At 62.2% G+C, this 26,714-nt stretch carries 23 protein-coding genes, 1 tRNA gene and 2 pseudogenes; 16 read left to right on the top strand and 10 right to left on the bottom strand.

The features are described from left to right. Positions 1–154: 154 nt before the first annotated feature. The 3 genes from DDF70_RS12230 to DDF70_RS12220 are packed head-to-tail and all read right to left on the bottom strand — an operon-like array spanning position 155 to position 2,192. Positions 155–1,174, bottom strand: coding sequence for a molybdopterin-binding protein (locus DDF70_RS12230; protein WP_114945148.1), 1,020 nt, complete (start codon positions 1,172–1,174; stop codon positions 155–157). Beyond that, positions 1,171–1,863, bottom strand: coding sequence for an XdhC family protein (locus tag DDF70_RS12225; protein WP_114945147.1), 693 nt, complete (start codon positions 1,861–1,863; stop codon positions 1,171–1,173). The genes DDF70_RS12230 and DDF70_RS12225 overlap by 4 nt, the downstream gene beginning before the upstream one ends. A 5-nt stretch (positions 1,864–1,868) precedes the next feature. Next, positions 1,869–2,192: an XdhC family protein gene (locus DDF70_RS12220; protein ID WP_114945146.1), complete on the bottom strand. Its 324-nt coding sequence runs from the start codon at positions 2,190–2,192 to the stop codon at positions 1,869–1,871. A gap of 315 nt (positions 2,193–2,507) precedes the next feature. On the opposite strand from DDF70_RS12220, the gene DDF70_RS12215 reads away from it, so the two are divergent. The 7 genes from DDF70_RS12215 (at position 2,508) to DDF70_RS12185 (ending at position 9,732) form a co-directional block, all read left to right on the top strand. After that, positions 2,508–2,969: an iron-sulfur cluster assembly scaffold protein gene (locus tag DDF70_RS12215; RefSeq protein WP_114945230.1), complete on the top strand. Its 462-nt coding sequence runs from the start codon at positions 2,508–2,510 to the stop codon at positions 2,967–2,969. A gap of 101 nt (positions 2,970–3,070) precedes the next feature. Beyond that, positions 3,071–3,532 (top strand): SRPBCC family protein, encoded by a 462-nt coding sequence (locus DDF70_RS12210; RefSeq protein ID WP_114945145.1) that lies wholly within the window; start codon positions 3,071–3,073, stop codon positions 3,530–3,532. A gap of 173 nt (positions 3,533–3,705) precedes the next feature. Beyond that, on the top strand, positions 3,706–4,200 hold the full coding sequence (locus tag DDF70_RS12205) for a (2Fe-2S)-binding protein (RefSeq protein ID WP_114945144.1): 495 nt from the start codon (positions 3,706–3,708) through the stop codon (positions 4,198–4,200). Positions 4,201–4,344: 144 nt separating this feature from the next. Then, positions 4,345–6,708 (top strand): xanthine dehydrogenase family protein molybdopterin-binding subunit, encoded by a 2,364-nt coding sequence (locus DDF70_RS12200; protein ID WP_114945229.1) that lies wholly within the window; start codon positions 4,345–4,347, stop codon positions 6,706–6,708. Positions 6,709–6,720: 12 nt separating this feature from the next. Further along, positions 6,721–7,527 carry an FAD binding domain-containing protein gene (locus DDF70_RS12195; RefSeq protein ID WP_114945143.1) on the top strand — a complete coding sequence of 269 codons (807 nt, stop codon included), beginning with the start codon at positions 6,721–6,723 and terminating at the stop codon, positions 7,525–7,527. Positions 7,528–7,555: 28 nt separating this feature from the next. Further along, the gene (locus tag DDF70_RS12190; RefSeq protein ID WP_114945142.1) at positions 7,556–8,518 is read left to right on the top strand and encodes an AAA family ATPase; all 963 of its coding nucleotides are present in this window, start codon (positions 7,556–7,558) and stop codon (positions 8,516–8,518) included. Further along, positions 8,515–9,732: a vWA domain-containing protein gene (locus tag DDF70_RS12185; protein ID WP_114945141.1), complete on the top strand. Its 1,218-nt coding sequence runs from the start codon at positions 8,515–8,517 to the stop codon at positions 9,730–9,732. Before DDF70_RS12190 ends, DDF70_RS12185 begins: the two co-directional genes overlap by 4 nt. Positions 9,733–10,253: 521 nt before the next feature. Here DDF70_RS12185 and DDF70_RS12180 read toward each other — a convergent pair. After that, positions 10,254–10,338, bottom strand: a tRNA-Leu gene (locus DDF70_RS12180). A gap of 193 nt (positions 10,339–10,531) precedes the next feature. Between DDF70_RS12180 and DDF70_RS12175 the strand changes: the two genes are divergently transcribed. Continuing rightward, positions 10,532–10,969: a hypothetical protein gene (locus tag DDF70_RS12175; RefSeq protein WP_114945140.1), complete on the top strand. Its 438-nt coding sequence runs from the start codon at positions 10,532–10,534 to the stop codon at positions 10,967–10,969. 46 nt (positions 10,970–11,015) lie between these two features. Here DDF70_RS12175 and DDF70_RS12170 read toward each other — a convergent pair whose 3' ends face one another. Further along, entirely contained in the window at positions 11,016–11,261 is a 246-nt protein-coding gene (locus DDF70_RS12170; RefSeq protein WP_114945139.1) for a BrnA antitoxin family protein, read from the bottom strand. Positions 11,262–11,525: 264 nt separating this feature from the next. Here DDF70_RS12170 and hydA point away from each other — a divergent pair, with 264 nt between their 5' ends. From hydA to DDF70_RS12150, 4 genes are read left to right on the top strand one after another with little or no spacing between them, the layout of a single operon-like run. Beyond that, positions 11,526–12,986, top strand: a complete 1,461-nt coding sequence (hydA, locus tag DDF70_RS12165; RefSeq protein WP_114945138.1) for a dihydropyrimidinase — start codon at positions 11,526–11,528, stop codon at positions 12,984–12,986. 55 nt (positions 12,987–13,041) lie between these two features. Continuing rightward, a complete protein-coding gene (locus DDF70_RS12160) occupies positions 13,042–14,490 on the top strand; it encodes an amidohydrolase family protein (RefSeq protein ID WP_114945137.1) in 1,449 nt (482 codons plus the stop codon). A gap of 7 nt (positions 14,491–14,497) precedes the next feature. Then, on the top strand, positions 14,498–15,169 hold the full coding sequence (locus tag DDF70_RS12155) for an aspartate/glutamate racemase family protein (RefSeq protein WP_114945136.1): 672 nt from the start codon (positions 14,498–14,500) through the stop codon (positions 15,167–15,169). Positions 15,170–15,205: 36 nt separating this feature from the next. Beyond that, positions 15,206–16,657 carry an amidohydrolase family protein gene (locus DDF70_RS12150; RefSeq protein WP_114945135.1) on the top strand — a complete coding sequence of 484 codons (1,452 nt, stop codon included), beginning with the start codon at positions 15,206–15,208 and terminating at the stop codon, positions 16,655–16,657. Positions 16,658–16,749: 92 nt separating this feature from the next. On the opposite strand, the gene DDF70_RS12145 is transcribed toward DDF70_RS12150, so the two are convergent. Then, complete coding sequence (locus DDF70_RS12145) at positions 16,750–18,387, bottom strand: amidohydrolase (protein WP_114945134.1); 1,638 nt, start codon at positions 18,385–18,387, stop codon at positions 16,750–16,752. Positions 18,388–18,579: 192 nt separating this feature from the next. On the opposite strand from DDF70_RS12145, the gene DDF70_RS12140 reads away from it, so the two are divergent. The 3 genes from DDF70_RS12140 (at position 18,580) to DDF70_RS12130 (ending at position 21,972) form a co-directional block, all read left to right on the top strand. Beyond that, positions 18,580–19,617, top strand: coding sequence for an amino acid ABC transporter substrate-binding protein (locus tag DDF70_RS12140; RefSeq protein ID WP_114945133.1), 1,038 nt, complete (start codon positions 18,580–18,582; stop codon positions 19,615–19,617). Between the two features lie 66 nt (positions 19,618–19,683). After that, positions 19,684–20,856: an amino acid ABC transporter permease gene (locus tag DDF70_RS12135; protein WP_114945132.1), complete on the top strand. Its 1,173-nt coding sequence runs from the start codon at positions 19,684–19,686 to the stop codon at positions 20,854–20,856. A gap of 3 nt (positions 20,857–20,859) precedes the next feature. Then, positions 20,860–21,972, top strand: a complete 1,113-nt coding sequence (locus tag DDF70_RS12130; protein ID WP_114945131.1) for an amino acid ABC transporter permease — start codon at positions 20,860–20,862, stop codon at positions 21,970–21,972. 16 nt (positions 21,973–21,988) lie between these two features. Here the strand turns inward: DDF70_RS12130 and DDF70_RS12125 are convergent, their stop codons facing one another. Next, complete coding sequence (locus tag DDF70_RS12125) at positions 21,989–23,284, bottom strand: NAD(P)/FAD-dependent oxidoreductase (RefSeq protein ID WP_114945130.1); 1,296 nt, start codon at positions 23,282–23,284, stop codon at positions 21,989–21,991. 146 nt (positions 23,285–23,430) lie between these two features. Between DDF70_RS12125 and DDF70_RS12120 the strand changes: the two are divergent. Beyond that, positions 23,431–23,733: pseudogene (locus tag DDF70_RS12120) on the top strand (ATP-binding cassette domain-containing protein); the annotation flags it as partial. 177 nt (positions 23,734–23,910) lie between these two features. On the opposite strand, the pseudogene DDF70_RS12115 reads toward DDF70_RS12120, so the two are convergent. From DDF70_RS12115 to istA, 3 genes and pseudogenes are all read right to left on the bottom strand, one after another. Next, positions 23,911–24,081 (bottom strand): annotated as a pseudogene (locus tag DDF70_RS12115) (LuxR C-terminal-related transcriptional regulator); the annotation flags it as partial. 159 nt (positions 24,082–24,240) lie between these two features. Then, complete coding sequence (gene istB / locus DDF70_RS12110) at positions 24,241–24,993, bottom strand: IS21-like element helper ATPase IstB (protein WP_114945129.1); 753 nt, start codon at positions 24,991–24,993, stop codon at positions 24,241–24,243. A gap of 11 nt (positions 24,994–25,004) precedes the next feature. After that, complete coding sequence (istA, locus tag DDF70_RS12105; protein ID WP_281024360.1) at positions 25,005–26,546, bottom strand: IS21 family transposase; 1,542 nt, start codon at positions 26,544–26,546, stop codon at positions 25,005–25,007. Positions 26,547–26,714: the final 168 nt, after the last annotated feature.

The following is a 26,714-nucleotide window of genomic DNA, read 5'->3' as shown; positions in this document are numbered from 1 at the left end:
ACCTACCCCGCAATGTATTGACCTGCCGAAAGACAGCGCTCGGACGTTCTGTTTGTGCTCCTTCACTTGATCCTCTCTCCTGGAGCAACAGCCGCAAATAAAATGCGCCAGGTCTGAGATCACTTGCGAAGCGGATGCTTGCGGCGCGCTTCGCTCACTCCTCGCTTACGCTTTGCCCTCCTGCCCGTGGTTGCGGCCTGGAAACGATCTCCATAAGGAGCCCCCCGACCCCAAGGGACATGATGTCCGCCTGGGTTACCGGCACATCGGCCAGAAGGCGGTGCAGGATCCAGTCGAAGCCATTCTCCTTCGGAGACCGGGCACAACCAGGTGCGCCAATGATGGGCTTGCCGGCGATTGATCCGACAAGCAGCAGATTTCCCGGATCGACCGGCATGCCGAAATGCTCCACTCGTCCGCCGGCTCTCTCGATGGCCGAGGGAATGACGTCACGGCGGTCGGCAATGGCCGAGGCTCCAAAGACGACGATGAGCTCCGCCTGGCCGTTTGCCTGGAGAGCCAGTTCCTCGGCCAGGGGGGCGGTTTCGTGGGGCACGCGGCAATCCTGCTCCACGCGCGCATGCGCCGGCTCCAGTCGCCTGCCGAACACGGCCAGAGTCTTATCGACGACGCTCGGCTTGAGCCCGGGAAGAAGCGTTGAGACGACCACTACCTTACGCCGCCTGTAGGGTGCGATTCTCAAGGCGCCGTTTTCGGCTTCCGCGATTCCCTTCTGCAGCAGCCCCCCTGGAATGGCATAGGGAATGATCTTGACGGTGCCGATCATCTCGCCCGCGACGACTGGCTTGTAGGCCGGCAGGGTGGCGGCCGTCATGGACTCGTCGACGGCGTTGAACCCGTGGATTGCATCGACATCAATGACGAGTACACCCGAGGTTTCGGCATAGAGATTGGAGCGCCCCGTGAAGGGTGCTTCGACGATGACGTTGCTCCCCGCAAGAGCATGCGCGAGCCGGGAGGCGGCCTCGTCTTCGGCGATGTCGCCGGGTTCGAAACGGGCTGCGATGAGTGTCTCGACACCGGCCTGCTTCAGCCGTCCGGCGATCTCGGATGTAACGAGGGTTCCTTTCTTCACAACCGTTTCGCCGGCCCTGACGCTGTGAGCCGCCAAGGCCCCAACGGCCTCCTCGACTGGAACCTGACCAAACTTCACGTGGAGCGCCTCCGCTCCTTGCGCAGGCTTGCGACGATTTCGGCCAAGATGGAAACCGCGATCTCCGCAGGCGAAACGGCCCCGATGTCGAGGCCGATGGGCGCATGGATCCGAGCGAGGTCCGTTTCGCTGAACCCGGATGCGATCAGGCGCTGAATTCGGCGTTCATGGGTTTTACGCGAGCCCAGCGCTCCGATGTAGAAACACGCCGACCGCAGAGCGGCCGTGAGCGCAGGATCGTCGATCTTCGGGTCATGGGTGAGCGCGACGAGGGCCGTGTACCGGTCGATCCCGAGGTCCGACAAGACGACATCGGGCCATTCGGCCAAGACCGGGACATCGGGAAAGCGTTCGGGCGTCGCGAATGCGGTGCGCGGATCGACGATGGTGACGTCGAGGTCGAGGCCTTTGGCCATGGGCGCTAGGGCCTGACTGATATGGACGGCCCCGATGACGATCACCTTCACAGGTGGCGCCTGTACGGTCAGGAAGTACCGGCGGCCATCCCGCTCAATGAAACCGCTCTTGCCCTGGCGTAGAGCCCCCAGAACCTCCTGGGTCAGCGGGTCGTCCCCGATATCCGCCTCCCGGACGAGTCGCTGCCCGCCCGACTCGACATCGGTCACGAGGACGGCAGCGCGGCGGGCGGCACGTTCTGCATTCAGATCGGACAGGAGGCTCAGGCGCATGCTGCTTAGTCCACCCGCTCTACATAGACACTGATCCGCCCGCCGCAGGACAGGCCGACTTGCCAGGCGGTCTCGTCGGCGACTCCGAATTCGATCATGCGTGGCCTCCCATCGGCAATCACGTCCAGAGCCTCCGTGATGACCGCTCCCTCGACGCAACCGCCGGAAACGGAGCCAAGGAAGTTCGTGTCTTCGTCGATGACCAGATGGCTGCCTACGGGTCGGGGTGCCGATCCCCAGGTCTCGACTACGGTCGCGATCGCAACCCCCCTGCCCTCGCGTCTCCAGGCTTCCGCCGTCTTGAGGATGTCCAAATCGGTCGAGAGCATGATCCTCCCCGGTGGCAAGTGCATCGTGAAGCCCAAAAAGCGGGCCAGATGTATCTAGAGCATCGGACATCAATTCGAAGTCACGTCCGATGCCTTACGTTTCTGGTTCTGAGGATCGCACGCAAAATCGTTCCCGCTTTTGCACTCGATCCTCTGGAGCGCCGTCCGCGGCCGCCCATGTTCGATATTGCCACCTCCGGTCCTGCGACGGCAACCGGCATTGAAGCAGGCACCTATCGTATCATTGACAGATACAGTGCAGCGGCGTCTCATCTGTCAGGAACAAGCACCTTCGTCGGATGGAACACGGCCGGGATGCTGAACGACATCTACAGCCGCCGCATCCTGGAACTGGCGGCAGACATACCGCTTCAGGGGACGTTGCAGGACGCCCATGCCAGCGCCAAGGCTCATTCGAAGCTGTGCGGGTCGACGGTCACGGTTCACCTCAAACTCGACGGAGATGTCGTCAGTGCCTTCGCCCATGAGGTGAAGGCCTGCGCCCTCGGTCAGGCCTCCTCGTCGATCATGGGACGGCATGTAGTCGGCTCGACCGTGAATGAACTACGGGCACTCCGGGAGGACATGCGTCGCATGCTGAAGGATGGCGGGGAGCCTCCTTCGGGCAAATGGGCCGAACTGGGGCTCCTGAAACCGGCGCGGGATCTGAAATCCCGTCATGCCTCCATCCTCCTGACCTTCGACGCCGTCGTGGAGGCGCTTGCCAGGGCGGAAGCGACCGGACCGGAACAGGCCGCCATCGCGCGGCACTCCTAGGGCCTCGAACCGTGTGTGCACCGCAGCAACGCTTGGCAGATGACGCGCCATTCGATTTGCACTTACTCTGCGGTTCGACTGAGACACGAGGAGAACCAAACATGGCGATGACGATGCAGGGTGAAGTCGAGCTTCCAGCCGACCGGTCAGCCGTCTGGGCCGCCCTCAACGATCCGGAGGTCCTGAAGGCGGCAATTCCCGGGTGCCAGGAGTTGGACAAGATCAGCGATACGGAATTCCAGGCGACCGCCAAGGTATCGGTGGGCCCCGTCAAGGCGACCTTCAAGGGCGGCGTTACCCTCACCGATCTCGACCCGCCCAACGGCTACACGATCGGCGGCGAGGGTCAGGGGGGCGTGGCCGGCTGGGCCAAGGGTGGGGCAAAGGTACGGCTCGAAGACATCGAGGGCGGAACGAAGCTCATCTACGATGTCGAGGCCAATGTGGGCGGCAAGATCGCCCAGCTCGGCGGCCGTCTCATCAATGGTGTCGCCAAGAAATATGCCGACGAGTTCTTCGCGAACTTCGCCAGGATACTCTCGCCTGCGACTTCCGATGCGTGATCGTTCTATGGGTCATTCTGCGCCATCTCCCGATACTTGACCGTTCAACCGGAGAAGGCCACACTCGGCTTCGACGGATCGCATTCATGCGGCCGTCCAACAAGAATATCTGCCGGTACCTGAGACCACCTGAAGGTTGGCCGGGCTGCTGGCACCAGAGGAGGATACCACGCATGACCACCGTCTCCCTGACGGTGAACGGTCAATCCGTCACCGCAGACGTCGATCCCCGCACCCTGCTCGTTCAATTCCTGCGCGACAATCTTCGACTTACCGGAACCCATGTGGGCTGCGACACCAGCCAATGCGGTGCCTGCGTCGTTCATCTGAACGGACAGGCCGTAAAGTCCTGCACCGTTCTCGCCGTTCAGGCGGCTTCCAGCGTCGTCACCACCATTGAGGGCATCGCTGAAGGCGGCGAGCTGCACCCGATGCAGGCGGCCTTTCGCGAGCATCACGGCCTTCAGTGTGGATACTGCACGCCCGGCATGATCATGTCGGCCATCGACATCGTGAACCGCAAGGGCAACGCTCTCGACGAGCAGACCATCCGGGCCGAACTCGAAGGCAACCTGTGCCGCTGCACGGGCTATCACAACATCGTCAAGGCTGTGGCCGCCGGCGCTCAGGGCATGGCCCAGGCACCCATGCGGCAGGCGGCGGAATAGACCGACAGGCTCACCGAAGACGCGACGCCCTCATTAGCGGGTGGAAGCCCCGGGCGAGCCTCGAAGCAGGCGTAGTCTCACCGACGTCAGTAACGAGGTCCCCGCTCCCGCCTCATGAGGCCCATGAAGACAAGTGAGGACAGCATGACCGCAACAGGGATCGGCGCACCCGTCCGCCGGAAAGAGGATCAGCGTTTCGTCACCGGCCAGGGGCGCTACGTGGACGATTTCAACCGGCCTGGCCAGACATATGCATACTTCCTCCGCTCGCCCCACGCACATGCCGTGATCCGTTCCATCGACACGGGCCCGGCCACGATCATGCCGGGCGTGGTCGCCGTATTCACGGGGGATGATCTGGCCGCCGACAAGATCGGTGGCCTCATCTGCGGCTGGATGATCCATTCCAAGGACGGCTCTCCGATGAAGGCCGGGCCTCATCCAGCCCTCGCCCAAGGCAAGGTGCGCTACGTGGGAGACCATGTGGCGGTAGTGGTCGCCGAAACGCTTACCCAAGCCAAGGACGCTGCGGAGGCCATCGTGGTCGACTACGACGTTCTCCCGGCCGTCGTCGACACGGCACAGGCCACGAAGACGCCAGTCCAGGTGCACGACGTTTCGCCCGACAATACCGTCTTCAATTGGCATCTCGGCAACAAGGACGAGACGGAAGCAGCCTTCGCGCGGGCGAAGCACGTCACCAAGATTGACCTCGTCAACAACCGGCTGGTGCCCAACGCCATCGAGCCCCGCGCGGCCGTCGGCGAGTACGACCTTGGGACCGACAATTACACGCTCTACACGACGAGCCAGAACCCTCACGTGGCCCGGCTTGTTCTCTCGGCATTCATCGGCGTAGCGCCGGAACACAAGCTGCGCGTCATCGCACCGGATGTGGGCGGCGGGTTCGGCTCGAAGATCTTCATCTATGCCGAGGAAACGGTCTGCGTCTGGGCGGCCAAGAAGGTCAAGCGGCCGGTGAAGTGGACGTCCGACCGCTCGGAAGCCTTCCTGTCCGACGCGCACGGCCGCGACCACGTCACCCACGCGGAGATGGCAACCGACGAGAACGGCAAGATCATAGGCCTGCGGGTGCACACCACAGCCAATCTCGGCGCCTATCTCTCGACCTTCTCCTCGTCCGTGCCGACCTATCTCTATGCTCCGCTCCTGTCGGGCCAGTACGACATTCCAGCCATCTACTGCGAGGTGGATGCGGTCTACACGAACACGGCGCCCGTCGATGCCTATCGCGGGGCGGGTCGACCGGAAGCCACCTTCGTGGTCGAGCGGCTCGTCGAGAAGACAGCCCGCGAACTGGGCCAGGATCCGGCCGAGTTCCGCCGCCGGAATTACATCACGCAGTTCCCGCATGCGACGCCGGTCATCATGACCTACGACACGGGAGATTACGCTGCCTCGCTCGACAAGGCGCTGGAGATCGCCGATTACAAGAACTTCCAACAGCGCAAGCAGGAGAGCGCCCGTCGCGGCAAGCTTCGGGGCATCGGATTCTCGAGCTACATCGAGGCCTGCGGCATCGCTCCCTCGCAGGCCGTGGGATCTCTCGGTGCGGGCGTAGGCCTGTGGGAATCTGCCGAGGTGCGCGTCAACCCCACCGGCTCCGTCGAGGTGCTAACGGGCTCGCACAGCCACGGCCAGGGCCACGAGACCACCTTCGCCCAGTTGGTCTCGGACCGGCTCGGCATTTCCATCGACCAAGTCAGCATCGTCCATGGCGACACCGACAAGGTGCAGTTCGGCATGGGCACCTATGGATCGCGCTCTGGGGCCGTCGGCATGTCGGCCATTGCCAAGGCCATCGACAAGGTGATTGCCAAGGGCAAGAAGGTGGCAGCCCACGTGCTCGAAGCGTCGGAAGGCGACATCGAATTCAAGGACGGACGATTCGGCGTGGCCGGCACCGACCGTTCGCTGGCCTTCGGAGAAGTGGCACTCCAGGCCTACATTGCGCACAAGTTCTCGGGCCAGGATCTGGAGCCCGGCTTGAAGGAAGGTGCGTTCTACGATCCCACCAACTTCACCTTCCCGGCGGGCGTGCATATCTGCGAAGTGGAAATCGACCCGGATACGGGCGTGACCAGCATCCAACGATGGACGGCGGTGGACGATTTCGGCGTGATCATCAACCCGATGATCGTCGAGGGCCAGGTCCATGGCGGCATCGCACAGGGCGTCGGCCAGGCGCTTCTCGAAGGCGCCGTCTACGACCAGAGCGGGCAGCTCATCACAGCCAGCTTCAACGACTACTGCATGCCACGCGCCATCGACCTGCCGTCTTTCCAGGTCGGCATGACGGTGACCCCCTGCCCTTCGAACCCGCTTGGGATCAAGGGTTGCGGCGAAGCCGGCGCCATCGCGGCGCCACCGGCCGTCATCAATGCGATCACCGATGCCCTCGGCCATGAGGACATCGCCATGCCGGCGACGCCTCAGGCGGTGTGGCGTGCGGCCCAGAAGGCACGCATGCCCGTGGCAGCGGAATAAGGGGAGGATGGGATGTACGCTTTCGAATACCACCGCCCGACGAGCATCAAGGAGGCCGTCAGCCTCACTGGTCAGGTCGAGGATCCCAAATTTCTCGCCGGCGGACATACACTGCTGCCGACGATGAAGCTGCGGCTCGCCGGACCCGCCAACCTGATCGATCTCGGTCAGATCGCCGAACTGCGCGGCATCGAGCGCTCCGGCGACACGCTCACCATCGGAGCCATGATGAAACATGCTGAGGTCGCGAATTCAGCAGAAGTGAAGGAAGCGATCCCGGCCCTGGCCGAACTGGCCGAACTCATCGGCGATCCGCATGTGCGCAACCGTGGCACCATCGGCGGATCGATCGCCAACAACGATCCTTCGGCGGATTATCCGGCCGCCTGCCTGGCCCTGAACGCGACGATTATCACGAACCAGAGGAAGATCGCGGCAGACGATTTCTTCCAAGGCATCTTCACGACGGCCTTGGAAGAGGGAGAGATCATTACCGGGATCTCGTTCCCCATTCCCTCCCAGGCGGCCTATGCCAAGTTCCGCAACCCGGCGTCGCGTTATGCTCTCGTGGGCGTGTTCGTGGCCAAGCATGCTGATGGAGTGCGTGTCGCTGTGACAGGCGCAGGCTCGAACGGCGTGTTCCGCGCGAGCGAACTGGAGCAGGCGCTGAGCGGAAACTTCACCCCTGAGGCCCTCGCCGCCGTTACCGTGTCGGAGACCGAGATGAACAGCGACATCCATGCGGATGCCGCCTATCGGGCCCACCTCGTCGGCGTCATGGCTCGCAGGGCCGTCCAGGCGGCCGCCGCACGAGGCTGAACGGCCACTTTAGAAGGATGGTGACTCGATGCCCGGGCTCGCCTCGGGCATCGTGCCTTTAGGAGCAGCAAAGCCCGTGGCCGACAAACCCGGTTCCATCGACGACACTTTGACCCTTCTGCAAAGCACCGGCTACGTGGCCGACCGCCCCCTCGCGACGGTGCTCTTTCTGGCCCTCAGGCTCGGGCGGCCGCTCTTTCTGGAGGGAGAAGCGGGCGTCGGCAAAACCGAGATTGCGAAGGTGCTCTCATCTGCGCTCGGACGGCGCCTTATTCGCTTGCAATGCTACGAGGGGCTCGATGTCGCGTCGGCAGTCTATGAGTGGAATTATGCCGGGCAGATGATGGCTATCCGTCTGGCCGAGGCCATCGGTGCGGTGGAGCGCGACACGCTGGAAAGCGACCTGTTCTCAGAACGCTATCTGGTGAAGCGTCCGCTCCTGCAGGCTCTCGAGCCCGATACCGCCGGCGCGCCGGTTCTCCTGATCGACGAACTCGACCGCACCGACGAGGCCTTCGAGGCCTTCCTTCTGGAGGTGCTGTCCGACTTCCAGGTCACCATACCGGAATTCGGCACGATCAAAGCGGAGCATCCGCCGATCGTCATCATCACATCGAATCGCACACGCGAGATTCACGACGCCCTCAAGCGGCGGTGTCTCTACCATTGGGTCGATTATCCGGATGCGGAGCGGGAACTCGCGATCCTCAGGAGCCGTATCCCGGAGGCTTCGGACCGATTGTCCCAGGAAATCGTCGCCTTCGTTCAGTCGATTCGTCAGGAGGATCTGTTCAAGGCGCCAGGCGTGGCGGAAACCCTCGACTGGGCCTCGGCCCTCGTGGAACTCGATGCGGTGGCGCTCGATCCCGCCCTGGTGTCGGATACGCTCGGCGTTCTCCTGAAATACCAGGACGACATCCAGAGGATGCAGGGCAGCCGGGCGAAGGATATGCTGGATCGGGTTCAGAGCGTGTTGAGGACACCCACGTGACCGATCCCACCGGTCAGGGTGAAGGCCGCCTTGCGGACAACATCGCTTATTTCGCGCGGGCCCTACGAGCCGCAGGTCTGCCGGTCGGCCCCGGGGCAGTTCTCGATGCCGTTACGGCGGTTCAAGCGGCGGGGATTGGACCTCGTGAAGACTTCTATTGGACACTCCATGCCGTGCTCGTAAAACGGCACGAGCACAGCATCCTGTTCGACCAGGCTTTCAGGATCTTCTGGCGGCGGCGTGCCCTGATCGAGAAGCTGATCGCGCAGATGTCGCCCATCGCTCCCGGCGCGGCAAGAGAGGAGAAGAAGCCGCAGGCCGGTGCCCTGCGCGTGGCCGAGGCCCTCGCGACGCCCCAGCAGGAGAAGCCGGATCCGGTCGAGAAGACGGAATTCTCCGCCCGCCTGACGGTATCGGATCGTGAAGTCCTGAAAGCGAAGGATTTCGCGCAAATGTCGGCCACGGAGGTCGCCGTCGCCAAGCGCTTGATCGCCGGCATATCCCTGCCGGATGACGAGGTGACCACGCGCCGATTCCTGGCCGATCCGCGAGGCCGCAGCATTGATCCGCGGAGGACCTTCCGACGGTCATTACGCGGCGGCGGGGCCGCGATCGACTTGGCCTATCGCTCTCAGACCATCAGGCACGTGCCGGTGGTGGCACTCATGGACATTTCCGGCTCCATGGCGGATTACACTCGCGTCTTCCTGCACTTCCTGCACGCCGTCGCCGAGAAGAGACGACGGGTCTATTCCTTCGTCTTTGCAACCCGGCTGACCAACATCAGCCGCGAATTGACAAGCCGCGACCCGGACGAGGCCCTCGCCCGCGCCTCGAAGCGCGTGCAGGACTGGGAGGGTGGAACACGCATCGCCCATGCGCTCCACAGCTTCAACCGCCACTGGTCGCGCCGGGTGCTCGGTCAGGGGGCTATCGTGCTGCTCTTCACCGATGGTCTCGAGCGGGAAGTGACGCCGGAACTGACCTTCGAGATGGATCGTCTCAAGCGCTCCTGCCGACGCCTCATATGGCTCAACCCACTCCTCCGATTCGACTCCTTCGAGGCTCGCGCCGCCGGGATTCGCACGATGCTGCCCCATGTCGACGAGTTCCGTCCCATCCATAATCTCGCGTCGATGGAGGATCTCTGCCGCACGTTGTCCGGCGACCCGTCCAAACGAACCGATCCACGCCGATGGCTGCGTGCGTCCTGAGGCTTGAACATGCCGCGCGATGAACTCCCTTGCGCGTTGTCGCAAGAGGCATGGCTAATTCTCTGCCGCGTCGGACCGCTTGGCTGACGTCGATCGATTGCGTGGCTTGCGCGTGTATGCGTTTGGCCGAGTCACAGGCTTGCGAGGCGCGACTGGTTTCTCCGGCTTCGTCCTCTCACGGCTGAAGAACACAGCACTGCAGGACAGGACGAACAGGAAAGGCATCACCAGAAAAGCGAAGATCTGTGTATCGGTCATTCCTATGAATCGCGTGGAACTGTCGGTGTTGAATGCCGCCCTCAACACGCTCGCACGGTGTCTCAAGGTTGGCCAGAACTTGGCAGGAATGTGGGATTGTCTGCTCCAATGAGCGACCTACATCCAGGATGTGCGTCATTCCCTTGGCACATGAGCGCCCCAATCGAGGCTTGAGACAGCGCTTCGGTCGGGGCGCTCTCTCGTTTTCTCATTTGCCATCGATGATCCCGGTTCCGGGAGGCCGCGCTCGACATTTGAATGAATGGTGCGGCCGAGAGGACTCGAACCTCCACGGGTCTCCCCGCTACCACCTCAAGGTAGTGCGTCTACCAATTCCGCCACGGCCGCGCTGGCACTCTGTTAGCGCATCGTGCGGCAATGTGGAACCCCGCTTTCCACTCGCGACGATGCGCACGTCCGGGATTGCAGCATCGGCTCCCGGGCTCGTCCTGCCCGTGTCGACGCATCGGGTTCATAAAAAAGCCGTTGATCTCCCCGATGGCCTGCACTCCCCACCGACCATTACGAGGTTAAAGGCACCTTGAGCACAGGTATTATCGCGACTGCAATCGTCCTGATCATCGGCTACGTTGTCGTGACCAGGGTCATCGGCTTGGCGTTCCGCCTTGTGGTTCCTCTGGCTCTGCTCGCCATCGTGGGTGGAGCCGGCGTGTTCTCGAGCCTGATTCCGGAGCGTGCCCCGGATGTTTCCTACGGCCAAGCTCAGCAACGCGTCGGGAGCGGCATCGGGGATCTCCGCCTGCGCGACATCGCCGATGTCGCGATCGATGCGATTCGCTCCGCTCTGCAGGGCAGCCTTGCCCTCTTGAATGGCGTTCGTGGCGACAGCGAACCGGAGCTGCGACGCGAGCCGCGCTGGACCGATGAGCAGCAGCGCATCCGTCGATATGAGCCCCATGAAGATCGGTCCGAGTTTGCCGATGACATGCGACAGGACGAACCTCGGCACCGGTGGTAAGCAGCCTTTGGCAATTCCTGTCGCGCAACAAAGCGGTTGAAGAGAGTCAGTCGCCGGATTTCCCGGCGGCTTTGCGCAGGGCTGCGTTGATACGCTCCTGCCAGCCCGGACCGTCCTCCTGGAAATACGCGAGCACGTCCTGGTCGATGCGCAATGTGATGGTCTCTTTCACGCCCGGGATCGCCGTTGTCTTGGGAGGTCCTTCGATCGGCTTCGCGGTGACCTTCTTGAATGCTGCCTCTGCCGCTTTCAGGGGATCGGTCGTCCGACGTCCGCCAGGTGCTCTCGACATGCTGTTCCTCCTCCGATCGAGCCATAGGGATCTGACAGGTGCATGGTAGCAGGTCCAGAAGGATTTGAACTCCACCCGATCCTTTTGAGCGACCGCTGCAGATCGACCGCACCTCCGATCGATATCCTACATCATCGCAGGAGTGGCGAACTTAGACTTGTGTCTGCGCCAACTTCTCCTTGCTGAGGCCCAGCCCGTCTGCGTACATTGAAGCCCATCAAAGAGAATAACAAACGATCCTGCGGGGACCTTGGGGGGAGCCTATTGGCAGAATACGATCTCGTCATCAAAGGTGGACGCGTCGCGACTACCGAAGGCGTCTCAACGATGGATGTGGCAATCCACGATGGAACGATCGCCGCTTTGGGCCGAGAGCTTCAGGCCCGGGCTAGCATCGATGCTGCCGGCAAGCTCGTTCTGCCCGGTGGCGTGGATGCGCATTGCCATATCGAGCAACTCTCCGGTGGCGGATTGATGAATGCCGATACCTTCGAGACGGCGACACGCTCCGCAGCGTTCGGCGGAACGACGACGGTCATTTCCTTTGCGGCCCAACATCGGGGAGACAGTCTGCGCGATGTCGTGGAGAACTACGCGCGCCTCGCGGCAGCCGGCGCGGTGACGGACTATGCCTTCCATCTCTGGATCTCCGATCCGACACCTGAAACATTGGAGCGGGATCTGCCGGAGCTGATCGAGACCGGCCATCGGTCGATTAAGATCTTCATGACTTATGATCGGGTGCGCCTCCTCGACGAGCAGGTCCTCGACGTGATGATGGTGGCCCGCAAACACGGAGCCCTGGTTTGCGCTCATGCCGAGAACCACGGCATGATCAAATGGATGGCCGAGAGACTCATAGGCCGTGGATACGTTGAGCCGAAATTCCATGGCGTCAGTCACCCGCGGGTGTGCGAGATCGAGGCTTTCGAGCGCCTCATCCGGTTTTCCCAGCTTCTGGACCAGCCTGTCATGCTGTTCCACGTCTCGACTGCGGAGGGCGCCGCGATCATCCGGCGCGCACGCGGTGAGGGCATCAAGGTCTTCGCGGAAACCTGTCCGCAATACCTGTTCCTGACCGCCCGGGATCTCGACCGTCCGGGCGTCGAGGGCGCCAAATGGATGTGTTCCCCTCCTCCACGCACGATCTCGGACCAGGAGGCCCTGTGGCGCGGGCTTGATCTTGGCGACCTCCAGATCGTTTCCTCCGACCATGCCCCTTACCGATTCGATGAAAGCGGCAAGCTTGCCGCTGGCGCAAACCCGGATTTCAAGCAGATTGCAAACGGACTTCCGGGACTGGAGACCCGCCTGCCGCTGCTCTTCGACGCCATGGTGAGCCAGGGTCGATCGACCATCGAGAAATTCGTCGAGCTGACAGCCACCGCCCCGGCGAAGATCTACGGACTTCATCCTCGAAAAGGCGCCATCACAGTGGGCGCCGATGCGGATATCGCGATCTGGGATCCCGACCGGGAGACGGTTCTCCGGGATGACGGCCTGCATGACAATGTCGGCTATAATCCCTTTGCGGGTCGCAGGCTGAAAGGCTGGCCGGAGATCGTGCTGCGCCGCGGCGACACGATCATCGCCGACGGACGGCTTCAGGCGTCTCCCGGATCGGGACAGCTGCAGCTGCGTGGCATCGCGCCCTCCATGTGGCCGACTGGCAGGCTCAGTCCTGAGTTCGATCCCGCCACCAATTTCGGCGCACACCTCCTGTGATCACGCCGGCAGCTTGCTCCCTTAACACTCAACCCATTGCATTGGCCGATAGATCATGACTGACACAATCAAGGTTGTTCGAAAGGCCGACTGGGCCATTGCGTGGGACGCGGACGCTTCGCAACACGTTTACATGCAGGACGCCGATATAGCCTTCTCGGCATCCGGCATCCTGTATGTCGGCCCGGCTTTTGAGGGCCATGCCGATGAAGTGATCATCGGCGCAGGCGTCATGGTCATGCCCGGCCTCGTCAACATCCATTGCCATTCCGGCGACGAGCCGATTGCCAAGGGTCTTTTCGAGGATGTCGGAACGGCCGCTCTCTGGGGCAATGCTCTGTATGAGTATTCAGCCCTGGTCGATGCCGATATGGATGCCAAGGCAGCCTGCCAGACGGTGATGCTGAGCGACCTGATGCGCAGCGGCGTGACCACTCATCTCGACATCGCATCGCCCTCTCCGACCTGGCTCTCTCTTGCTGCCGAGAGCGGCTTGCGGGCATATCTCGCGCCTGGCTTCCGGGAAGCGCAATGGCGCATGGCCGGCAGCCACCGCCTCGACTTCGACTGGAACAGAGCCCAGGGTCGCGAGCGATATGCCGAAGCCCTGACTTTCGTTGATAAAGCACGCGCGCATCCGAGCGGCCGCATCGATGGCGTGATCGCCCCATCCCAGATCGAGACCTGTTCCGAGGAGCTGATCCAGGAAGCCGTCACTGAGGCACGCCGCCGCGGAATGCGCGTCACCATCCATGCGGCCCAGACCATGGCCGAGCATGAGGAATTGCTGCGGCGTACCGGGGAGACCGCCCCGGCGTTTCTGGAGCGCCTCGGCGTCCTCGGACCGGACCTGATCCTGGGCCATTGCATCTTTCTCGATCACCATTCCTGGACAAGGCAGCGCAGTCGTGACGACCTTGCACGGCTCGCCGCAAGCGGAACATCGGTCGCCCATTGCCCCGTCACGTTCGCGCGCAGCGGCATGACCCTGGAAAGCCTCGGCGCCTATCGCCGTGCCGGCGTCAATGTCGGGCTCGGCACCGACAGCTACCCGTTCAACATGCTGGAAGAAATGCGGGAGGCGCTGATCTGCTCGCGCATTTCCGGCCGCAGCGTTTTCGATCTCGATACGGGCAGCCTGTTCGCGGTTGCAACGACGGGCGGGGCGAAAGCCCTCGGCCGAGACGACATAGGACGGCTGACGGCCGGCGCCAAGGCGGATCTTGCATTAGTGGATTTGAGCCATCCAGCCATGCAACCCGTTCACGATCCGTTACGCAATCTGATCCATTGCGCTGCGGAGCGCGCCGTTCGCGACGTTTACGTGGATGGACACGCTGTCCTGAAGGACCGCCGCGTCGTCAATCTCGACTATGAAGGCGCGGTTCGCGAGCTGCAAGATACACAGAAGCGCGCCTGCCGGCGGGCTGAGCGGGACGATCCCCAGGGCCGCCCGCTGTCTGTTCTCTCCCCCTACTCCCTGCCGCTTGCACGCCGAGGGTAAGACGATCATGGGCTCCCCGGTCTATGTGATCAATCCGAATTCATCCCAAACCGTCACGGCAGAGATCGACAAGGCCGTGGCACCCCTGCGAAGCACCGATGGGCCGGAGATTGTCTGTCTCTCCCTGGCCGAAGGCCCGCCCGGCATCCAGTCTCAGCGGGATGTCGACGGCGTGGTCACGCCGATCCTGCGCAAGGCGGCTGACTTGGAGGAGAGTGCAGGCGCGTTCGTCATTGCCTGCTTTTCGGATCCAGGCCTCCACGCCCTTCGCGAACAGAGCCGCCATCGCGTTCTCGGCATCGCCGAATGTGGCGTGCTGACGGCACTCACATTCGGTCAGCGCTTCGGCGTCATCGCGATCCTGCCGACATCCATCCCAAGGCATCTTCGCTATTTCGGCGCGATGGGCGTCATGGATCGCTTCGCAGCCGATCTTCCGATCGGGCTCAGCGTTGCAGAACTCTCCGATGAAGATCGAACGTTGGCCCGCATGGCCGATGTCGGGCAGACGTTGAGAGACGTGCACGGCGCCGACGTTCTCGTCATGGGATGCGCCGGCATGGCCCGATACCGTGCCGCGCTGCAAGACGCGGTCGGCATCCCTGTCGTCGAGCCGACCCAGGCCGCTGTTGGCATGGCTGTCAGCCATGTTCGCCTCTCGCAGGCGCTCGCATCCTGAAAACTCCTATCGTTTCCCCGCCTCTTGGAGCCCGAAATGACCACCCCTGTCGCCAAGACAACGCTTTTCCGGAACTGCGACTGGATCGTCGCCTGGGATGAAGCCGCTGGATCCCATGTCTATCTCCGCAATGCGGATTTTGTGATCCGAGGTTCGGACATCGTCCATGTCGGCAAGGACTATCCCGGTCCTGTCGATGTTGAAGTCGACGCCAGCAAGATGATGATCATCCCTGGCTTCGTGGATATCCACAGTCATCCCGGACATGAGCCCGGTTGGAAAGGAATGCTGGAGGAACTGGGCAGCCCGCGCCTCGGACAGAGTTCGCTCTACGAATTCATGCCAGTCTTCCAGATCGGTCCCGAATACACGCGCCCTGCCCTGCGCGTGGCAACGTCCGAGCTCTTGAAAAGCGGCGTCACGACGATCTGCGATCTCGGTCGCCCCCGCACGACCTGGGCCGATGAATATGCGGAGACCGGCATCCGCGCCGTGCTCTGGGGCATGTTCCGGTCCGGTCCCTGGAAGACTACCAACGGCCACTCGGTGGAGTACGACCTCGATCCGGCCACCGGCGACCGGCTGCTGCGCGAAGCCATCGAGATCGCGGATGCTTCCTCGAAACATCCGAGTGGTCGCATCACAGGGTTCATCGGCCCGGCTCAGATCGATACCTGCACCGAGGGGCAGATCCGGGACGCACTCGATGCGGCACGGGAGCGGGGCCAGCCGATCCAGATCCATGCCGCGCAGAGCATCGTCGAGTTTCAAGAAATCATGCGCCGCTATGGCTGCACGCCCATCGAATGGCTCGACAAGATCGGAGCGCTGGGTCCCGACACGATCATCGGCCACTGCATCTTCCTGAACGACCATCCGTGGCTGCACTGGCCTCACGCCAACGACTTCGAGCGTCTGCGCGACAGCGGCGCCCAGGTGGCGCATTGTCCTGTCGTCTTCGCGCGCCGCGGCATCGCTCTGAACACATTGACCCGCTACGTGAAGGCTGGCATCCGGTGCGGCATCGGGACGGACAGCTTCCCGCACAACATGCTCGATGAACTCCGCATGGCCTGTTACGCCGGCCGCATCGTGGGAGGCAGCTTCACGGCCGCCACGACCCACGATGCATTCATGGCTGCCACTGCTGTTGGTGCCGACATGATCCATCGGCCCGATCTGGGACGCCTCGCGCCCGGCTGCAAAGCAGATTTCTCGGTCGTCGACATGAGCAATCCCTATATGCAGCCGGATTACGAACCTGTTCGCAGCCTCATCTATTCCGCCAATGACAGAGCTATCAAGGATGTCTACGTGGACGGGCGTCAGGTCGTAAGAGACGGCGAGATTCTCGACTTCGACATCAGCGACGATCTCGAAATGCTGCGCAGGGGGCAGGCGGAAGCCATTGCGGCGGCGCCTCAACGAGACTGGGCCGGGCGTGGGCTTGAGGAGCTGAGCCCCAGGGTCTTTCCCATTCGCAATTAAGCTACGTCGAACAGACGGTCCAAAAGACAAAAGGCTCCGAATGGATTCGGGGCCTTGTTAGATTCGAATGCTGTTGGTTCGACGGGTAGCACTCAGCTAGCCATCTCCCCATGGCGATCAAACACGATCTCGCCCCCGCGAATCGTGAGGTCGCACCGGGTGTCATGCAGGATCTCTTCAGGGGACGCCGTCAGGAGATCGCGGGAAAAGACCGCTACATCTGCCGCAAGGCCGGGAACGAGACGCCCCCATTCGTGCTCGGCCTTGTTCACATAGGCTCCGAATTCCGTGAAGGCCATGATCGCCTGCTCGATGGACACCACCTCCCGCTCGTCCATGATGGTTCCGTGAGCCGTCTTGCGGGTCAGCATCGAGAAGAAGTTCGGGAAGGGGTTGATGTCGCAGACCGGAGCATCGCTGCCGGCAGCAGGCTTGAAGCCGAGATCGATCCATGTCCTGAGCGGATAGGAGGGCTTCGCCCGCTTCTCGCCAACAACCGAAACATAAAGATCACCGAAGTCGTAGATGAACACCGGCTGCGGCACGGGCTGAACACCCAGTCGCTTCATGCGGGCATTCTGGTCGGCTCTCGCATAGCCCGCATGCTCTATTCTGTGACGACGGTCTGAGTCCGGCATGGCCTCAAGAGCGAGTTCGAAGGCATTGAGGGTCTGCTCGATGGCCGCATCGCCGATCGCATGGACGGCAAGCTGATATCCTTTGGCGTGATAATCATGCACGAGATCGTTCATCTCGTTGTCGTGCAGGAGCATCAGGCCGTTGGTCTTGGGCTCTCCGAGATAGGGCTCGCTCATGGCGGCGGTTCGCCCACCGGCACTGCCGTCGGTAAAAATCTTCACGGGTCCCACGCGCAGCATGGAATCGCCCACACCCGTCACCACGCCGTCCGCATAGGCTTGCTCCACGATGCCTCCTGGCCCGCCGAGTAGGCACTGGGTCGTCCGAACAGGCAGACGATGGAGGCGCTGGGCCGTGCGATAGGCAGCGACCTCGCGGTACCCTGCCCTCATGCCGACACCGGCATCCATCACGCTGGTGATGCCGTAGGACAGGCACGCGCGGCCGGCGTCGTCGATGGCCTGGACGAGTTCCTGGTCCGTCGGCTCCGGCAGTACCGCCTTGAGCTGGTCGCGCCCGGTCTCGGCCAGCAGTCCGGTGAGCCGTCCGTCCCGTTGCTCGATGGCGCCTCCCTGGGGAACGGGCGTGGTCTCGTCGATGCCCGCCAGTTCAAGCGCCTTCGAGTTGCAGATCGTAACATGGCCGCAGGCCCGCACGATCGCGACCGGGTGATCGGGCGCCGCCGCGTCGAGCTCCTCCCGGAGCGGATGGCGTCTCACATCGAGTTCGAACTGGTCGTATCCACGCCCTTGAATCCACTGTCCCGGCGGCGTGACGGCGGCACGCTGCCGAACCTTGTCGAGCAAAGCCGCAAGTGTCGGCGCGGAGGATGCGCGCACGTCCACATGTCCCATGATTACGCCATAGGGGAGAAGATGCATGTGAGAGTCGCACAGTCCCGGGGTCGCGAGGCGGCCTCGAAGATCGATCACCTGGGTCGACGGCCCGATAAGGGGCTCCATGTCGGCCGCCGATCCTGCAGCGAGAACCTGACCGGCCCACAAGGCAACGGCTTCGGTCACCCGCTCTGAGAATCCGCGAAAGACGCGGCCGTTCGTGAGGATGATATCGGCTTTCGGCAGGATAGGCATGGACCACTCGCGCGGCAGGGGTGGTTGCAGCAGAGGCTGCAGTCGAAGGCGGGCGAGTGTGCATACCTTTTAGTCAATCAGCAAGATCTCAAACGCCTTACGTTAGGAAATTCTATCCTTGAAACCTTGATTGTTTCGGGTCTAGCTTGACACGGAGCGACCAGATAAGGCGCAGGGAAAAGAGGGAGTACAATGATTCAATCGAAAACCATAGGCCGGTGGCTCGCACTGGGCCTCATCGCCGGTGTCGCGGCTGTTTCCGCAGCACCGGCATCTGCTCAATCAACCCTTGAGACGGTCAAGAAGCGCGGCAAGATTCTGTGTGGCGTATCGCCTGTCGCTCCAGGATTCTCCTATGCCGACGACAAGGGCGTTCGACGGGGCTTCGATGTCGACATCTGCCGTGCCGTGTCGGCCGCCGTCTTCGCCGATCCCGACAAGGTCGAATATGTTCCGCTGAATACCAACGTCCGCTTCCAGGCCGTTCAGTCCGGAGAAGTCGACATCCTCTCCCGCCAGAATACCTGGAGCTTCACGCGCGATGCCTCCCTCGGCCTCGATTTCGGGCCCGTGGTGTTCTACGACGGCCAGGGCCTGATGGCGCCGGCCAAGCTCAACGTGAAAAGCGCCAGCGAACTCGCCGATGCGGCGATCTGCCTGCTGCCCGGAACGACGACCCTCCAAAACCTGGAGGACTTCTTCCGGCCCAAGAACATCAAGTATGAATCCGTGGTGTTCGAGAACTCCGACGAATGGCGCAACGCCTTCTTCAACGGACGCTGCGATGCCATCACGACGGATCGCTCGGACCTTGCTTCCGTCCGTGCGATCGCCAACGACCCGTCGCAGTATGTCGTCCTGCCCGAGACGATCTCGAAGGAGCCGCTTGCGCCGACGATCCGCCAGAACGACCCGAACTGGCGCGACATCCTGAACTGGTCGATCTATACCCTCATCGGCGCGGAGGAGAAGGGCGTCACCCAGGCGAATGTCGACGAGCAGCTCAAGAGCGAAGATCCCGAGATTCAGCGCATGCTCGGCGTGAACGGCGACTTCGGAAAGATGCTCGGCCTCGACAACAAATGGGGCTACAACATCATCAAGTCGCTCGGGAATTACGGCGAGGTCTTCGACCGCAACCTCGGCCCGAAGACCCGGTTGGGCCTGACGCGCGGACCGAATGAACTCTGGACCAAAGGTGGCCTGCTCTACGCGCCGCCGTTCCGGTAGTCTGAGATCGACGGGTGGTCGCAAGGCCACCCGTTCCCTCCTCAGTCCTATCCGGAAAGGATCATCATGCGCGTTGATGCGATGAGCGGGACGAGACTCCTGTACAATCTGCGTTTTCGGGCGATCCTCTATCAGATGATCGCCGTCGGAAGCATCGTTCTCCTGGGACTTTACCTGTTCTCGAACGTATCGCGAAAGCTGGCCGAGCAGAATATCGCGACGGGTTTCGGCTACCTGAGCCGCGAAGCCGGCTTCGTGATCAGCCAGACATTGATCGACTACAAGCCCACCGATACATATGGGCGGGCAATCCTTGCCGGCATCGTCAACACGGTCTGGGTTTCGGCTTGGAGTGTCGTGCTCGCGACAATCATCGGGCTTTTCGTCGGCATCGCCCGCCTTTCCCGAAATCCGCTGTTGGCGCTTCTGGCCTTTCTCTATGTGGAAGCGCTGCGCAATGTGCCTTTGCTGCTCTATCTCTTCCTCTGGTATGCCCTGATCGTCACGAGCCTCCCGGCCGTGCGCGAAGCATGGGAAATTCTGCCACACGTCTTCCTGAGCAATAGCGGCCTGACCGTGCCGTCTCTCGTATGGACCAGCGCTCATACGCTTGTCCTTCTGGCGCTTTTTATCGGAGGTGCTCTCGGAATTTTCGTTCATCGCCGGGCGACGGCCGAACGGATCCGCACAGGCAAGGCGCGAATGACGTGGCCCTGGGTTGCCCTGGCCCTTCTGGTGCCGCCGATGCTCGCAATTCTAATTGCGCAACCCGATCTGACCGTCAGCCTTCCGGAGAAGGGGCGCTTTCGTCTGACGGGAGGCGCTCAACTCAGGCCGGAGTTCACCGCCCTGCTCGTCGGCCTTGCTCTTTCGGCTTCTGCCGGCATTGCGGAGATCGTGCGAAGCGGGATTCTGTCCGTCCGAAAAGGACAATGGGAGGCAGCCCGCGCACTTGGCCTGCGCGATGGATTGACCATGCGTCTCGTCATTCTCCCTCAAGCGCTCCGCGTGATCATTCCGCCGCTCACCAGCAGCTATTTGAGCCTGTTCAAGAATTCGTCTCTCGCCATCGCGATCGGATATCCGGATCTCGTCATGGTATCGAATACCACCATGAACCAGACCGGACAGGCGATCGAGGGCATTGCGATCTTCATGCTCGTCTATCTCGGCCTGTCGATCATGATTTCCCTGTTCATGAACTGGTACAACAGCCGCGTCGCGCTGAAGGAGCGCTAGACCATGACGACAGCGACCGACATCGCGGAAGCTCAACTGAAGATGCCGGTACAACGGGAGCCGGATATTGGCCGCCGTCTTCTTCATCGTGCGCTCAAGCCTCTCGTCGGGACCCCTGTCAATGCGGTGATAACGTTGGTATGCCTATGGATCCTGTGGCTTGGAGCCAAAGGCGCCTATGGCTGGCTCGTGACCCGAGCGGTTACCGAAGGAGGTGCCCAGGCCTGCAAGGTCGGGAACGGGGCCTGCTGGCCATTCTATGAAGCGAAGCTGCGCTTCATGATCTTTGGTGTTTATCCCTATGACGAACAGTGGCGCGTGCTGCTCGCCATGGTGCTGTTTCTGGGCGCCATGGGGATCACCATGATCCCGCGCTTCTGGAGCAGAAATCTTCTCGTGCTCTGGGGTGTAACGATCGTCGCAACGGCAGTCCTGATCGGGGGCGGCGTGTTTGGCCTTTCCCATGTGCCAACGACGCAGTGGAGTGGCCTGCCCCTGTCCTTTCTGCTGTCTGCGGTCGGGCTTGCCTTCGGCTTTCCTCTCGGCGTGGTTCTCGCCCTTGCCCGCTCATCGAAACTCCCTGCCATCCGAGTGATCGCAATCGTCTTCATTGAGGTGATCCGAGGCGTGCCGCTCATCAGTATCCTGTTCATGGCGTCCGTGATGCTGCCTCTCTTCATGCCGAGCGGGATAACGGTGGACAAACTGCTGCGGGCTCAGATCGCCATCATAATCTTTGCCGCAGCTTATATCGCCGAGGCGGTGCGTGGCGGATTGCAGGCTATTCCCCGAGGGCAGCATGAGGCCGCCAGCGCGATGGGCCTGCATTACTGGCAAGCCATGCGCCTCGTCGTTCTGCCGCAGGCCCTGAAGATCGCGATTCCTCCGCTCGTGAACATTTCCATCGGCTTTTTCCAGGACACGACCCTCGTCACGATCATTGGCCTTCTGGATTTCCTGTCCACTGTTCGTACGGCCATGACGGACCCGAACTGGGTCGGCATCGCCGTTCTCGAAGGATACGTTTTCGCAGCCTTCGTGTTCCTGGTGTTCTCATACGGGATGGGGGCCTACAGCCGCTTCCTGGAACGGCGCATGCGCCTCGGTCACGATTGAAGCATCGCCAGAGCGGTCAGGCGGCCCGTGCCGCCCGACGCTCCTTTGCACGATCCAGGGCCTGATAGGTCCAGTACGTGATCTGCGCCGCGGCAACGCCGAACGGCCCTCCGTTCCATGCGAGGCTGAAGGGCTCGTAAAGGCGGTAACGATCGCTCGTTCCAAGAATTCCTTCCGCGATCACACGCCCGCCGATGGCGGTCGTGTTCATGCCCCGTCCACCGAAGCCGAACACGTGCCAGACACCCGGTTGAAGCTTCCCGATGAGGGGCATCAGATGACGGGCATAGGCCATGAGACCCGACCAGGCTGTCTCCACGCGCACACCCTCAAGCTGCGGATAGGTAGAGACCATCGTCTTTTGCATCATATCCGCGAGACGTCGCGGCTCCGTCGTTCGTGTCGTGATCCGTCCTCCCCAGAGAAGCCGCGCCCCTCCGTCGACAACACGATAGTAATCGCCTGCACGCCGGTTGTCGCTGATCGCCACCGGCGTTCGCACCGCCTCTGCGATCTTCTCCGGGGCCGATTCCGTTAGAAGAACATACGTTGCGATCGGGAGGATGCTGCGGCGCAGGCGAGGCACAAGATTATCCGTATAGCCGCCGCCAGCGAGGACCACGTCACGCGCCCTAACGTCGCCATGTTCCGTCCTGATAATCTTCTCCGCACTCTCGAAATCGCAATCGACTACGCGTGAACCCTCAAAGATCCTTCCTTTCAGATCTTCAACCGCTTTTGCCAGTGATCGAGCGTAGTTAAGAGGATGGAAGTGAAAGGATGCCGGGTCGTAGAGTGCCTGATAATACTTTTGTGAACGCAAGACTGCACGGACGGCGTCAGTCTGCATCACCTCGATGTGGTAATCGAACTCCTTCTTCAGCATCTCGCGCTGGCGCGTGAGACCATCGGGATCGTGGTATCGGAGCACGCTCATCTTGCCATAGACGCGCTTGTTCTCGTTCATGCCAAGGTCGTTCAGATTTCCTTCAACGACACTCACGCCTTCGATCGAGAGCCGATGCAGGGCTTTGGCCTGCTCGCTGCCAACCATGCGGGTGATGTTGGCATGGCTCGTTGCATAACCCGGACCGACGAAGCCTCCATTGCGCCCCGATGCCCCCCACCCGACCCGCTCGGCCTCCAGAACCACGACCGATCGGCCTGCTCGAGCTAGTTCGAGAGCTGCCGTGAGGCCTGCGAGCCCACCTCCGACAATGGCAACATCGGCCTTAACCGTCCCTGTGAGCGAAGGTCGTTGCGAAGCATTAGCGAGTGTACGGGCATAGTAGGTGTCGCCATAGCCGGTCATGAAGCCCCCTCGATTCCGGTGATCTTCGCGAAGCGTAGCGCATCCTGCGGAAAAGTGGATCCGGTTTTCTGCCCCGGTGTACCACGGACCAAGTCCGTTCTCCGCTCCCGCTCGTTGATGGAACCTCTGTTGAAACCCTATGACTCGATGCGGAATACGTGCTCTTCGACGAGCCCTTGAATAATCTCGACATGAAGCATGCGGTGGGCATGATGAAGCTGCTGCGCCGGGCCGCCGATGATCTGGGGAAGACGATCGTCCTCGTCCTCCACGACATCAACGTTGCATCCTGCCACTCGGACTACATCGTGGCCATACGTGACGGAGCAATCATCCGCCACGGGTCTCCCGACGAAACGATGACGAGCGAGGTGATCCGGGACATCTACGACATGGATGTCACGATACAGGAAACGAGGGGACGAAAGATCACGATCTATTATACCTAGTTCTGACGAACTTCGGCGAAGCCGTGCCCCTTGCCGGGAGAGCCCCTATAGCGGGACCGGATCCTCCGACGCGGTGAGGCATCTCTGTCTGATTGGTGGGAATGTTCTGTTCCAGCCTAGCTTAAATATTCAATGGGAGCGCCTGTCTCCCATTGGCCAGACATATTGAACGATGGTCTAGCTGTTCGGCGTGCTTCGGTTCGACGGCAAATGGCTTGCCGCCCAGATTGCCGCCTGCGTGCGGTTCTTCGCCTGAATCTTGCGCAGAATCGCTTTCACGTGGACTTTGACGGTCGCTTCCGTGATGTCGAACTTTCGGGCGATGATCTTGTTCGAGTCGCCATCCATGAGGCAGCGTGCGGATACCGGTGAAGCCGGACGCGTATTCCAAGGTGAAGCCGGACACCCATTCCGATTTCATTCCGGACAGCGTTCCGATCTGAAGCCGGACACTCTCCTCGTTTGATCCTGGGTCATGGGAGATGGTGGAGTGGGATTGGCCGGTCGTCAATCGGACGATGATGCAGCGGCCGGGGAGCGCTGCTTGCGCAGGCTCTCGCCGGACAGTTCAATCCTGTAAGCATTGTGGACCAGGCGATCCAGGATCGCATCGGCGATGGTCGGATTGCCGATGATCTCATACCAGCGGTCGACCGGGATCTGGCTCGTCACGATGGTGGAGCGCCGCTCGTACCGGTCCTCGACGATCTCCAGCAGATCCCGCCGCTGATCGTCAGCGAGCTTCTCGGGCCCCCAATCATCAAGGATGAGAAGATCCACGCGGGCCAGCGCCTTGAGCATGCGCGCGTAGCGGCCGTCCCCGCGGGCCAGACCAAGCGCCGCAAACAGCCGCGGGGCACGGTGATAAGCGACCGAGAAGTCCTCCCGGCACGCCTTCTGGCCCAGCGCGCAGGCCAACCAGCTTTTGCCGACCCCGGCTGGTCCGGTCAGCAGGAGCCCGCGTCGTTCACGGATCCAATCGCAGCCGGCCAGCTTGAGAAAGAGCCCGCGGTCGAGACCGCGCGCCGCCCTGAAGTCGACATCCTCGACATGCGCGTCATGGCGCAGGCGGGCCGCCCGCGCCCGGCTCTCAAACCGCTTCTGACAGCGCAGCGTCGCCTCGCGTTCGAGCAGCAGTGCAAGCCAGTCGCCATGCTCGAGAGCCCGAGCCTCGGGCTGGGATTGCAGAGCCTTGAAGGCACTGGCCATGCCGTGAAGACCAAGATCGGCCAGCAGAGCGAGAGTGGGATGGGTCAACATGCAGGATCTCCTTAGTGGAAGTAGCCGGGGCCGCGCAGGTTGGCGTGCTCCAGAATGGCGGTGGGCTCGGGGTCGCGGGCGGGTTGGGCGGCCAGGCGGTTGGCCAGGATCGAGGCGATGCTCTTGGAGGTGAGCGCCCCGATCTGGAGAGCGCGGGCCGACACCGCTTCAGCGCGAGCGGGTTCGAGATCGCGCAACAGGCGCAGAACCCCGAGGCAAGTCCGGAAGCCCTGCTCAGGATGCGGGCGGCGCGCCAGAATAGCCGTGATCAGACCTTCCGTCTGAGGGCCGACGGACGCCGCCCAACGGCGGAAGCGCTCCGGGGTCCAGTCGGCATAGCGCCGATGGGAACTCGGCATGTGGTCCGGGTCGGTGCCGTGCCGGCGCCCACCGTAGCGGCGCTGATGGGTTGCCACGCGCTGGCCGCGGTGGAAGATCTCGATCGTGCGGCTGGTGGCCCGCAGGTCGACCTGCGCGCGGATCAGGCCGTGCGGAACCGAATAGAAGAAGCCGTCGTACTCGACGTGATAGTCCGTGCCGACCCGCACGAAGCGCCATTCGGCGAACTCGTAGTCGTCGCCCGGCAGCGGCGCGAGCGCCGGGCGCTCCATCGTCTCGAAGAGATGCCGGCGGCTGACCCCGAGGCGGCGCACGACATGATCGTTGATGCGCTCGCACGCGCCGGCAATCGCCGCATTGGCTTCGGCCAGCGAGAAGAAAGTCTGGTGCCGCAGCCGTCCGAGAATGCAGGTCTGGGCAAAGCGCACGCCATTCTCCACTTTGGCTTTGTCCTTGGGCTTTCGTGGCCGCGCCGGCAGGATGCCGATGCCGTAATGCGCGGCCATCATGCCGTAGCTGCGGTTGATCTCGGGATCGTAGAACGAGGCCCGGTTGACCCCTGACTTGAGATTGTCCGGCACGATCAGGCGCGGAACGCCGCCGAAGACGCGGAACATGCGCCCATGCGCGCCAATCCAGTCCGGCAGGGACTGGGTCCAGGTCGCCTCAGCGTAGGTGAAGTTGGAGGCGCCGAGCACGGCGACGAAGATCTCGGCCTGGCGGATCTCGCCGGTGTCGGAATCAACGATGGCGATCTTCTTGCCGGAATAGTCGACGAACACTTTGTCGCCGGCAATATGGTCCTGGCGCATGGTCGGCGAGAGCCGGCTCTCAAACGAGCGGAAGAGCTCGCAGAAGCGGCTGTAGCCATAGCCGTTGGAATGGACGGCCCGGTACTCCTCCCAGAGGATTTGCAGGGTGACGCCGGGCTTCTTCAATTCGACGATGGCTTCGGCCCAGTGGGGCTCGGGCCGCCGGCGCTGTCCCTGCTTGACGCCGGCGCGGGCGAAAAGCCTGTTCTCCAGGGCCTCGTCGGTCAGGTCGCCGGGCAAGGGCCAGCTCAAGCCGGCCTGCTCGGCGCGCTTGAGGTTCTCCTGGACGGTGCTGCGCGCGATCCCGAGCCTCTCGGCGATGTCACGCACGCTGATGCCGTCCCGGGCCAGGCGCAGCATCTGTCTCAACTGTCTCATGGTCAGCTTCCTCTTGGCGGGCATTCCATTCTCCTCGATGACGTGAGGAGGGTGATGCCCGAGTTGCTGACCCAGGGGATCATCAGAGTGGGGAAAGTGTCCGGTAATTGATCGGAACGGTGTCCGGCTTCATTCCGGAATGCTGTCCGGCGTCAAATCGGAATCCCCGTCCGGATTGAATCGGAATCCGCA

The sequence above is a fragment of the Microvirga calopogonii genome (assembly GCF_003347665.1).
Lineage (GTDB): Bacteria > Pseudomonadota > Alphaproteobacteria > Rhizobiales > Beijerinckiaceae > Microvirga > Microvirga calopogonii.
This window is presented reverse-complemented; position numbering and strand designations above follow the sequence as displayed.

What these genes read in the sequence shown, in the direction of transcription:
- DDF70_RS12225 (WP_114945147.1), bottom strand. Translation starts at nt 1,863, where the DNA reads ATGCGCCTGAGCCTCCTGTCCGATCTGAATGCAGAACGTGCCGCCCGC.
- DDF70_RS12220 (WP_114945146.1), bottom strand. Translation starts at nt 2,192, where the DNA reads ATGCTCTCGACCGATTTGGACATCCTCAAGACGGCGGAAGCCTGGAGA.
- DDF70_RS12215 (WP_114945230.1), top strand. Translation starts at nt 2,508, where the DNA reads ATGCTGAACGACATCTACAGCCGCCGCATCCTGGAACTGGCGGCAGAC.
- DDF70_RS12210 (WP_114945145.1), top strand. Translation starts at nt 3,071, where the DNA reads ATGGCGATGACGATGCAGGGTGAAGTCGAGCTTCCAGCCGACCGGTCA.
- DDF70_RS12205 (WP_114945144.1), top strand. Translation starts at nt 3,706, where the DNA reads ATGACCACCGTCTCCCTGACGGTGAACGGTCAATCCGTCACCGCAGAC.
- DDF70_RS12200 (WP_114945229.1), top strand. Translation starts at nt 4,345, where the DNA reads ATGACCGCAACAGGGATCGGCGCACCCGTCCGCCGGAAAGAGGATCAG.
- DDF70_RS12195 (WP_114945143.1), top strand. Translation starts at nt 6,721, where the DNA reads ATGTACGCTTTCGAATACCACCGCCCGACGAGCATCAAGGAGGCCGTC.
- DDF70_RS12190 (WP_114945142.1), top strand. Translation starts at nt 7,556, where the DNA reads ATGCCCGGGCTCGCCTCGGGCATCGTGCCTTTAGGAGCAGCAAAGCCC.
- DDF70_RS12170 (WP_114945139.1), bottom strand. Translation starts at nt 11,261, where the DNA reads ATGTCGAGAGCACCTGGCGGACGTCGGACGACCGATCCCCTGAAAGCG.
- DDF70_RS12160 (WP_114945137.1), top strand. Translation starts at nt 13,042, where the DNA reads ATGACTGACACAATCAAGGTTGTTCGAAAGGCCGACTGGGCCATTGCG.
- DDF70_RS12155 (WP_114945136.1), top strand. Translation starts at nt 14,498, where the DNA reads ATGGGCTCCCCGGTCTATGTGATCAATCCGAATTCATCCCAAACCGTC.
- DDF70_RS12150 (WP_114945135.1), top strand. Translation starts at nt 15,206, where the DNA reads ATGACCACCCCTGTCGCCAAGACAACGCTTTTCCGGAACTGCGACTGG.
- DDF70_RS12145 (WP_114945134.1), bottom strand. Translation starts at nt 18,387, where the DNA reads ATGCCTATCCTGCCGAAAGCCGATATCATCCTCACGAACGGCCGCGTC.
- DDF70_RS12140 (WP_114945133.1), top strand. Translation starts at nt 18,580, where the DNA reads ATGATTCAATCGAAAACCATAGGCCGGTGGCTCGCACTGGGCCTCATC.
- DDF70_RS12135 (WP_114945132.1), top strand. Translation starts at nt 19,684, where the DNA reads ATGCGCGTTGATGCGATGAGCGGGACGAGACTCCTGTACAATCTGCGT.
- DDF70_RS12130 (WP_114945131.1), top strand. Translation starts at nt 20,860, where the DNA reads ATGACGACAGCGACCGACATCGCGGAAGCTCAACTGAAGATGCCGGTA.
- DDF70_RS12125 (WP_114945130.1), bottom strand. Translation starts at nt 23,284, where the DNA reads ATGACCGGCTATGGCGACACCTACTATGCCCGTACACTCGCTAATGCT.
- istB (WP_114945129.1), bottom strand. Translation starts at nt 24,993, where the DNA reads ATGTTGACCCATCCCACTCTCGCTCTGCTGGCCGATCTTGGTCTTCAC.
- istA (WP_281024360.1), bottom strand. Translation starts at nt 26,546, where the DNA reads ATGCCCGCCAAGAGGAAGCTGACCATGAGACAGTTGAGACAGATGCTG.